This window comes from Candidatus Neomarinimicrobiota bacterium, assembly GCA_041862535.1.
Lineage (GTDB): Bacteria > Fidelibacterota > Marinisomatia > SCGC-AAA003-L08 > TS1B11.
Map to the genome: position 1 here is coordinate 1 of JBGVTM010000035.1, position 7,989 is coordinate 7,989.

Here is a 7,989-nt window from a genome sequence, read left to right on the forward strand (position 1 = left end):
TTTGCCCCTGAAGTACCGCCACGATGCGCTCAAAGCCCGCCCCCGTATCCACGTGCTTGGCTGGCAGGTCCTCCAGCGTTCCATCTTCGCGGCGGTTGTTCTGGATAAAGACCAGGTTCCAGAGCTCCTTGTATTCAGGCCGAACGTTGATTCCCTCCAACGACATCTTACCGATATCCGGCCCTTCGTAGTAGTGAATCTCCGAGCAGGGCCCGCAGGGACCCGTCTCCCCCATCTCCCAGAAGTTCTCCTGGTCACCGAACCGCAGGACGCGCTCGGGTGGTATGCCGGTCACTTGGGGCCAGAGCTCCGCTGCCTCGTCGTCCGTCTCATGCACCGTGGCCCACAAGCGGTCCCCGTCCATCCCCCAGACCGCGGTGAACAGCTCCCAGGCCCATTGGATGGCCTCGGCCTTGTAGTAGTCGCCAAAGGACCAGTTGCCCAGCATCTCGAAGAAGGTGTGGTGATAGTTGTCTACGCCCACCTCCTCCAGGTCGTTATGCTTGCCTGATACCCGGATGCACTTCTGGGTGTTCACAACGCGCTTATATTCGGGCTGCTGCTGGCCAAGGAAAATGGGCTTGAATTGGTTCATCCCCGCATTGGCAAACAGCAGGGTGGGATCGTCGAAGGGCACCACCGGGCTGCTGCGCACGAAGCGGTGCCCCTTCGCTTCAAAAAAGGAAATGAACTCCTGGCGGATCTCCTTGCTGGTCTTCATCTGGTCGAATTCTTACCCAATCTGTCTATCAAGGATCATAGATTGGACATAAAATTTAATATCGGCTATGGAAATCAGAAGGGGAAACTGGCAGTATTACTACGATGATAGTGGCTGAGGATTAATGCTGAAGTTCTACCTCCCAGTTTCCGGGACGAAATATCTCGAACTGAAATTCACAGTCGAGAATAGCCAAAGTGGATGAGAGTAAGGCCGAAAAGAGAAGCAATAATCCAGTGATTAGATACCTTTTCGTGAGCTCCCTTTTTCATCACTTAATTATTATGGAATCTCGTCATTTTCCAACTGGACGATCACCTTACCCAGGGTTTCCCAATCGTATCCCCGCCGCCGAAGGAATCCTGATAGGCGCCGCCGGCGGGTCTCGCGCGGCAGGTCCCGCATGTTCTCCCACCGTTTACCGGCCCGCGGCAGAATGGCCGCCACCAGGTCCACCTCGCCAAAGGTCTCTTCCACAACTGTACTCACCAGACCGGGTGAAATACCTTTAGCGCGCAGCTCCTGGCTTATCCGAGCCGGTCCCCAGCCTGATCCCGACCACTTCTCCCGGGCAAACTGCCGGGCGAATTCCGCATCATTCTGATAACCCTTAGCCTGGAGGTCAGCGATGACCTGGTCCACTATCTCCTGGGGAAAGCCTTTGCGCTTCAGTCGTTGCCGCAGCTCCTGCGCACTCCGCGCCCGCACCGCCAGCAGGCGAAAAGCGGCCTCGCGTGCTCGCTGGCCTTCATCCTCAGACACTGGCGCCGCTTTACTTGAGGTGGCGTCGGTCGAGCCTGGATAGCTTACAGCTACTGCTCCTCTACGGTCGCTGCCGCCGACTCTCCCGGGGGTTGTGCCTCCTCAACCCGGGCTGCTCCCAAGCCCAGAAACGCCCGCACCTCCCTCGCAACAGCCTCCCTGATCTCAGGGTTCTCCTGCAGGAATAGCTTTGCATTTTCCCGGCCCTGTCCCAGACGCATATCGCCATGGGAGTACCAGGCTCCACTCTTCTGAATGATGTCAGCCTGCAGGCCAATATCCAGCAGATCACCCTCAAAGGAGATACCGGTACCGTACATGAGATCGAACTCGGCAGCCTTGAAAGGTGGAGCCACCTTATTCTTTACCACTTTCACCCTGGTACGGTTGCCGATGAGGGTATCGCCTTCTTTGATAGCGGCGATGCGCCGGATATCCAGCCGCAGGGAGGTGTAAAACTTCAGCGCCCGGCCACCAGGGGTGACTTCAGGATTGCCGTACACCACGCCGACCTTCTCGCGGATCTGATTGATAAATACCACCGCCGTGTGGGATTTGGAGACCGTGCCGGTGAGCTTGCGCAGTGCCTGGGACATAAGCCGTGCCTGCAGACCCACGTGGCTGTCGCCCATCTCGCCGTCCAGCTCCGCCTTGGGAACCAGGGCGGCCACCGAATCGATCACAATCACATCAATGGCCCGGCTGCGTACCAGGGCTTCGGTGATCTCCAGGGCTTGTTCGCCGGTATCAGGCTGGGAAACCAGTAAGTTGGCCGTATCCACCCCCAGGTTCTGGGCGTAGCCGGGATCCATCGCGTGCTCCACATCAATAAAGGCGGCATAGCCCCCAGTCTTCTGGGCCTCGGCAATGATATGCAGGGCCAGGGTGGTCTTTCCGGAGGCCTCAGGACCGAAGATCTCGGTAACCCTGCCCCGGGGGATACCCCCCACACCTGTGGCCACATCCAACAACAGGGAACCCGTTGGAATAACGTTGATCTTTTCCAAGGCCTTGTCTCCCAGGCGCATCAGGGATCCCTTGCCGAACTGGCGGTCTATGTAAGTGATCGTAGACTCGATGGCCTGGATTCTTTGCTTCTGTTCGGTCATGACCTCTCCTAATCAGTTGACTTTAGCGGGAACGTTGCTAAGGGAGTATAAATAATCCCTTTGTCCCCCAGTCGACTCTCGTACAAATGTAAAGCTTTTAAGGGACAATCCACAGATTCATACTCGGCATGGAGAAATTTACTGACATCAGGGGTGATTTTCTGCGGATAACGTACGCGCCCCAAAGTAACATGGGGAATATATTCCCGTTCCTCTCTGGGGAAGCCCATCGGTCCCACCACTTCATGGATAGCCGTCTCCAGGGCCTGGAGCCGCTCGATATCACCCGTGACTCCCAGCCAGAGAACCCGCGGCCGGGTCGGGGTTGGAAATACTCCCGTACCCCCCACGCTCACCCGCAAGTCCGGAAAATCCGCCAGTTTCTCCCGCATGCCCTCCGCTATCTCCTCTACAGCCGTTCGCGGTGTGGCACCCAGGAACCTTATTGTCAGGTGAATATTGGGCCCTTTCACCCACCGTACCGCGCGCTTGGGATCGTCTACCAGTGTGTGCAATTCCATCGCCCGTTGAGCCACCTCAGGGGGCAATTCAAAGCCGAAAAAGGTTCGAACGACTTCCTCAGCCATGGTGCATAATCTCCAGACGTAACATATTCAGGGCCGCTTGGGCCGTAGCCGCTTTGTGTGGCAGCCGGTGAGGCACCAGCCGGGCCTCTTTCGCCACCGTTCGTTCCGGTCCCGCCACCGCCAGATATACAAGTCCGACCGGTTTTTCGGGTGTCCCGCCGGTGGGCCCGGATATACCGGTGGTGGCCACACCCCAGTGGGCCGCAAAGGCCGCTTTCACCCCTTGAGCCATCTCCCGAGCGGTGGCCTCGCTCACAGCACCATGGACTTGTAGCGTTTCCGGACGTACGCCCAGCAGGGCGACCTTGGCGGCATTGCTGTAGGCCACTACGGCACCCAGCATGTAGGCCGAGCTACCGGGGATATCCGTAACTCGGGAAGAAGTCAGCCCACCGGAGCATGATTCGGCCAGGGCCAGGGTTTCGCCTCGCTCTGTCAGCATCCGGCCAACTACCGCCTCCAAGGTGGCATCACCCCGTCCATAGACCGCATCCCCCAGCGCGGCTTCAATTCCCCTGGCGGCCGATTCGACCTGCGCCTGCCCCGTCTCACCAACGGTAATGCTCCGGAGGCGGATATCCACCCCGGTGTAGGCCGGCAGGTAGGCTACCTGGACCTCCTTGAGCCTGGATATCAGTGGTGCTAGTCTGGATGAGAGTGTGCTCTCAAAAACCCCGGTAGTACGCAGGGTTACCCAGGACATAGCCTCGCCGCCACCCAGGCTGTCCAATAGTTGGCCGGACATAATAGCTTTCATTTCCGTGGGCACGCCAGGCAGGACATAAAAGGTACACCTGTCGGATTGGAACTTAAGTCCCGGCGCCGTACCCACGGGGTTGGGCAGCGCCTCTGCCTTGTCAGGGATCTCCGCCTGAGAACGGTTATTAGCCGGAATCTCGTAGCCCCGGCGTTGGAAACGCTCTCCCAGGACTTGCCAGTAATCTTCGTCAAAGTGCAGCCCGCTGTTGAAATAGTGGCAGTAAGCTGTCTTGGTGACATCGTCGTGAGTGGGGCCCAGACCACCCGTGGAGATGACCAGGTCCAACTCGCCGTCCCAGCGGGCCAACACTTCCTTGATGGCTTCCTGATTATCACCTACGGAAGCCTTGGCTACAACAGTAATGCCCCGCTTAAGCAGTTCCTGAGCCAGCCAGACCGAATTGGTATCCACACTGAAACCGCTGACGATCTCGTCGCCTACTGTGAGTATGCCCGCCTTCATGCCAGAATTCGAATAGCCGTCATAATGAGGAGGGTTACGGCGCCAGCGGCCATGTCATCCATCATCACTCCCCAGCCGCCGGGCAGGTTTTGCAATCGCTGAATGGGACCGGGCTTGAGCACATCTAATAGCCTAAAAACCAGGAAGGCTGTCAGAAAATACCACAGGATCTGCCGGCCTCCAAGTAGCGCGCACCACATGCCCGCCACCTCATCAATCACCACTATCGACGGATCACCTAGCCCGGTCCGCTGCTCAATAACACCCGCCGACCAGACGCCCACTACCAGAGCCGCCGCTACCAGCACCAGCTGCAGAATGGCAGGAGCCGGGACAACAAACCACCATACCAAAGCGGCAGCCAGGCTGCCCCAGGTTCCTGGTGCCGGCTTCAGATAACCGATAAACCCGAAGGTCCCAATGATGGTGGCTAAAGTGCTAATGGCGTTGTCGAATCACTGAAGGTTGGATTTTGCCAGGGCGCGGATGGCGGAGCGATTCACGATAAAATAGTCGAAACCCGTATAAAGGGTAAACAAAACTGTCATTAACATGAAAACCAGAATAATATGAAGGCTCTCAATCCAGTCCGTAATCCAGAGGATCTGATACGATTTCAGGCTTAAATAGCCCAGGATAATAATGATCGTGGCGACTTGAACGGCCGTTTTACCCTTGGCAATATTGCTGGTGGTCATCGGCATGTTCCGTTTTTCCAGCAGGTAACGGATTGCGGTGACCAGCACATCTCTCAGGATGATGAGTACCACCATCCATGCATATATCAGGTGCATAGTAACAAAACTGATGAATGCTGAGAGGACCAGGATTTTGTCGGCCGCCGGGTCCAGCATCTTGCCTATGCTGGATTCGACCCGGAGACGGCGGGCCAGATAGCCATCAATGATGTCCGTGATCCCAGCAGTGATGAAAATGGCCAGGGCAATGGAATAATGATTGGGACCGCCCCAGAACAGCAGGTAAACGAAGAGGGGGGTCAGGATGATGCGGAGCAGGGACAGGATATTTGGCAGGTGGAGGTTCACAGTTCCACCCTCGATGTGTAGGCGCTGGCCAGGGTGGCCTCGTCGGTGAACTCCAGGTGGGAACCCATCGGTACGCCGCGGGCCAGCTTGGTAACCTTCACCGGAAAGTCGGCCGCCTGCTTGCCAATATAAAGGGCGGTTGTGTCACCCTCCATGCTCGGATGGGTAGCGATTATTAACTCCCGCACGCCCGGCAGCCGCTTAATCAGGTCGTCAATGTGCAAGTCCTCAGGGGTAATGCCATCCAAGGGGGATATCAGCCCTCCAAGAACGTGATAGAGGCCGCGATAGGCACCCATCCGCTCGAAAATAAGCACATCCAGCACTCGTTCCACCACACAGATAGTGGCAGAATCCCGTTGCAGATCCCGGCAGATTTCGCACAGCTCCTGCTCCGCAATAAAGTGACATTGAGGGCACTCGTGAACGCGCTCCTTGAGGGCCAGGAGCGCCTCAGCCAGCTCTTGGAGGGTTTGGTCGGGACTGTCCAGGAGGTAGAATCCCATGCGCTGGGCTGATTTCTTCCCGACGCCGGGAAACCTGGCCAGCTCCTGGATGACCTTTTCCAGGGAAGGAGGTAATCCGTTCAATTAAAGGCCCGGAAGATTGAGGCCGCTCATCATTCCGCCGGTCACGGCGTTGACCATTTGCTGGGACTCTTCTTTTGACCTTTCCATAGCCTGCCGAATAGCGGCCACTACCAAATCCTCCACCATCTCAATATCCTCGTTCACTAGCTGAGGATCAATCTTGAGGCTTATAAGCTCCTGCTGGCCGTTGACTACGGCGGTGACCAGCCCGCCACCGGCATGGCCCTCTATCCTCAGAGCAGCCAATTCACCTTGTAATTCTTCGATTTTTTCCTGGACCTGCTTGGCCTGCTGCAACAGGCCAGCCATTAAATTACCTTTGGGAAACATGGCGTCTGCTAGTATTCCTCCCCTTTGAAAGTATCTATCAATTCATCCAGCAAGGCACTTCCCTTGGAAGATGCAATTGTTGAATGCTGCCCCTGGCTGCGAGTTTCAGGAATTGTTGGCACAATGCGCACCGTCCACCCCATGACGTTCTGAATTGTCTTCTCTACCAGATCCCGCTTGTCCATCAGGATCTTAAGATGAATTGACTGGCTGGCTGGCAGGTGAATGGTGAGTCTATTGCCTTCTAAATCAGCGACTTCGGAGCCGCTGAGTGTTGCTGCCGTCCCCTGGCTTTCTTTGGCCAGCTCACTGATGATAGTCTCCCACTGCCGCTGCAGTTGCTCCAGGGCATCCGGAGGGATTGCTTGCTCTTGCTGATCAGTCGTAAATAAGTCGCTGTCCGCAGTTGAAACCGCTTCCTCCACCTCCGGTTCCCTGCGAGTGAATTTCCGACTACCTGATGCCGGGGCTCTGCCTTGTTGATCAGTCTTCATCCGGGGGGGCTGATCCTCTTTTGGCGCCGGGTGTCGAGCCGCGGCGGCCATCGGCGGCGAACCAGCAGCCGAAGGGGGTGTCTCCGCGGTCGCAGCCAGCCCCCGGAGCACCTCCTGGATGGATACCACCCTGTCCAACTCGGCCATTTTAAGCAGCTGGTGCTCAATAAGAATCCGGGGCTGCTGGGCATACCGCAGCTGCGCTTCAGTTTCCAGGCCGATATTTAAAAGATTGATGAGGTCAGCGGTATCCATTCCTTCCGGAATATCGACCAGAGCTCCCTTTGATGTCAGGCTGGGATCGCCGGTCTCCAGGGATAGGATTCCATCCCGCAGAAATTGATTGAAGCCCTGGCATACCTCCTTGATTTCGTATCCCCCATCGAAGATAGCCTCCACCTTGGCAAGTACTTCCTTGCGGTCGTGTCGGTTGACGCTGTCCAGGAGCTGGGCGTAGAAGGAATCCTCTACCAGACCCAACACTGATACCACGCTAGTTTCATCCACCTTATCAGTCTGATAGGCAATGATTTGATCCAGCAGGCTCAGGCCGTCCCGAATGCTCCCGTCGGCCTTGCGGGCCAGTATGGTAAGTGCCTGTTTATCATAGGGTACCTTTTCATCATCCAGAATCCTGGCGAGTAGTGCAGCGATATCCGGGGTCGGAATCCGTCGGAAGTCGAACCGCTGCGTCCGGCTGAGGATCGTCTGGGGTACTTTCTGCGGATCGGTTGTGGCCAGGATGAACTTGATATGGGGGGGAGGTTCTTCCAGCGTCTTCAACAACGCATTGAAGGCCTGGGGCGTGAGCATGTGAACCTCATCGATAATGTAGATCCGATAGTTCCCCAGGATTGGTGGATACTTAACGGCCTCACGCAGCTCGCGGATCTCATCGATCCCCCGGTTGGAAGCACCATCGATCTCCAGCACATCAAGGTTGTTTCCCTGGGTGATCTCGCGGCAGATCTGACAATCATTGCAGGGGTTGGCACCATCGGAATGGGGGCAGTTGAGTGCCTTGGCGAAGATCCGAGCCGTGGTGGTCTTCCCCACACCGCGGGGACCGGTAAACATATAGGCGTGGGCCACCCTGCTACGCTCCAGGGCATTCTGCAGAGTCCGGAC

At 56.8% G+C, this 7,989-nt stretch carries 10 protein-coding genes; all 10 read right to left on the minus strand.

Annotation, left to right across the window (positions count from 1 at the left end; genetic code table 11):
• Nucleotides 1-721 (minus strand): alanine--tRNA ligase-related protein (locus ACETWG_01460; protein ID MFB0515252.1); only part of this gene is annotated, 721 nt, incomplete at its 3' end.
• Nucleotides 722-1,003: 282 nt separating this feature from the next.
• Nucleotides 1,004-1,483, minus strand: a complete 480-nt coding sequence (locus ACETWG_01465) for a regulatory protein RecX (protein MFB0515253.1) — start codon at nt 1,481-1,483, stop codon at nt 1,004-1,006.
• A 50-nt stretch (nt 1,484-1,533) separates the two neighbouring features.
• The gene (gene recA / locus ACETWG_01470; GenBank protein ID MFB0515254.1) at nt 1,534-2,592 is read right to left on the minus strand and encodes a recombinase RecA; all 1,059 of its coding nucleotides are present in this window, start codon (nt 2,590-2,592) and stop codon (nt 1,534-1,536) included.
• Between the two features lie 8 nt (nt 2,593-2,600).
• Nucleotides 2,601-3,179: an RNA 2',3'-cyclic phosphodiesterase gene (gene thpR, locus ACETWG_01475; GenBank protein MFB0515255.1), complete on the minus strand. Its 579-nt coding sequence runs from the start codon at nt 3,177-3,179 to the stop codon at nt 2,601-2,603.
• Nucleotides 3,172-4,401 (minus strand): competence/damage-inducible protein A, encoded by a 1,230-nt coding sequence (locus ACETWG_01480; protein MFB0515256.1) that lies wholly within the window; start codon nt 4,399-4,401, stop codon nt 3,172-3,174. The genes thpR and ACETWG_01480 overlap by 8 nt, the downstream gene beginning before the upstream one ends.
• Nucleotides 4,398-4,844 carry a phosphatidylglycerophosphatase A gene (locus tag ACETWG_01485; GenBank protein ID MFB0515257.1) on the minus strand — a complete coding sequence of 149 codons (447 nt, stop codon included), beginning with the start codon at nt 4,842-4,844 and terminating at the stop codon, nt 4,398-4,400. Before ACETWG_01485 ends, ACETWG_01480 begins: the two co-directional genes overlap by 4 nt.
• A gap of 12 nt (nt 4,845-4,856) precedes the next feature.
• Nucleotides 4,857-5,447, minus strand: coding sequence for a CDP-diacylglycerol--glycerol-3-phosphate 3-phosphatidyltransferase (gene pgsA / locus ACETWG_01490; GenBank protein ID MFB0515258.1), 591 nt, complete (start codon nt 5,445-5,447; stop codon nt 4,857-4,859).
• On the minus strand, nt 5,444-6,037 hold the full coding sequence (gene recR / locus ACETWG_01495) for a recombination mediator RecR (protein ID MFB0515259.1): 594 nt from the start codon (nt 6,035-6,037) through the stop codon (nt 5,444-5,446). Before recR ends, pgsA begins: the two co-directional genes overlap by 4 nt.
• Entirely contained in the window at nt 6,038-6,367 is a 330-nt protein-coding gene (locus tag ACETWG_01500; protein ID MFB0515260.1) for a YbaB/EbfC family nucleoid-associated protein, read from the minus strand.
• A gap of 8 nt (nt 6,368-6,375) precedes the next feature.
• A partial coding sequence (gene dnaX, locus ACETWG_01505) for a DNA polymerase III subunit gamma/tau (protein MFB0515261.1) occupies nt 6,376-7,989 on the minus strand: 1,614 nt, incomplete at its 5' end.

Bases quoted from the DNA above. Each gene is read 5' to 3' on its own strand.
- recA (MFB0515254.1), bottom strand. From the start codon at position 2,592: ATGACCGAACAGAAGCAAAGAATCCAGGCCATCGAGTCTACGATCACT.
- thpR (MFB0515255.1), bottom strand. From the start codon at position 3,179: ATGGCTGAGGAAGTCGTTCGAACCTTTTTCGGCTTTGAATTGCCCCCT.
- ACETWG_01480 (MFB0515256.1), bottom strand. From the start codon at position 4,401: ATGAAGGCGGGCATACTCACAGTAGGCGACGAGATCGTCAGCGGTTTC.
- ACETWG_01500 (MFB0515260.1), bottom strand. From the start codon at position 6,367: ATGTTTCCCAAAGGTAATTTAATGGCTGGCCTGTTGCAGCAGGCCAAG.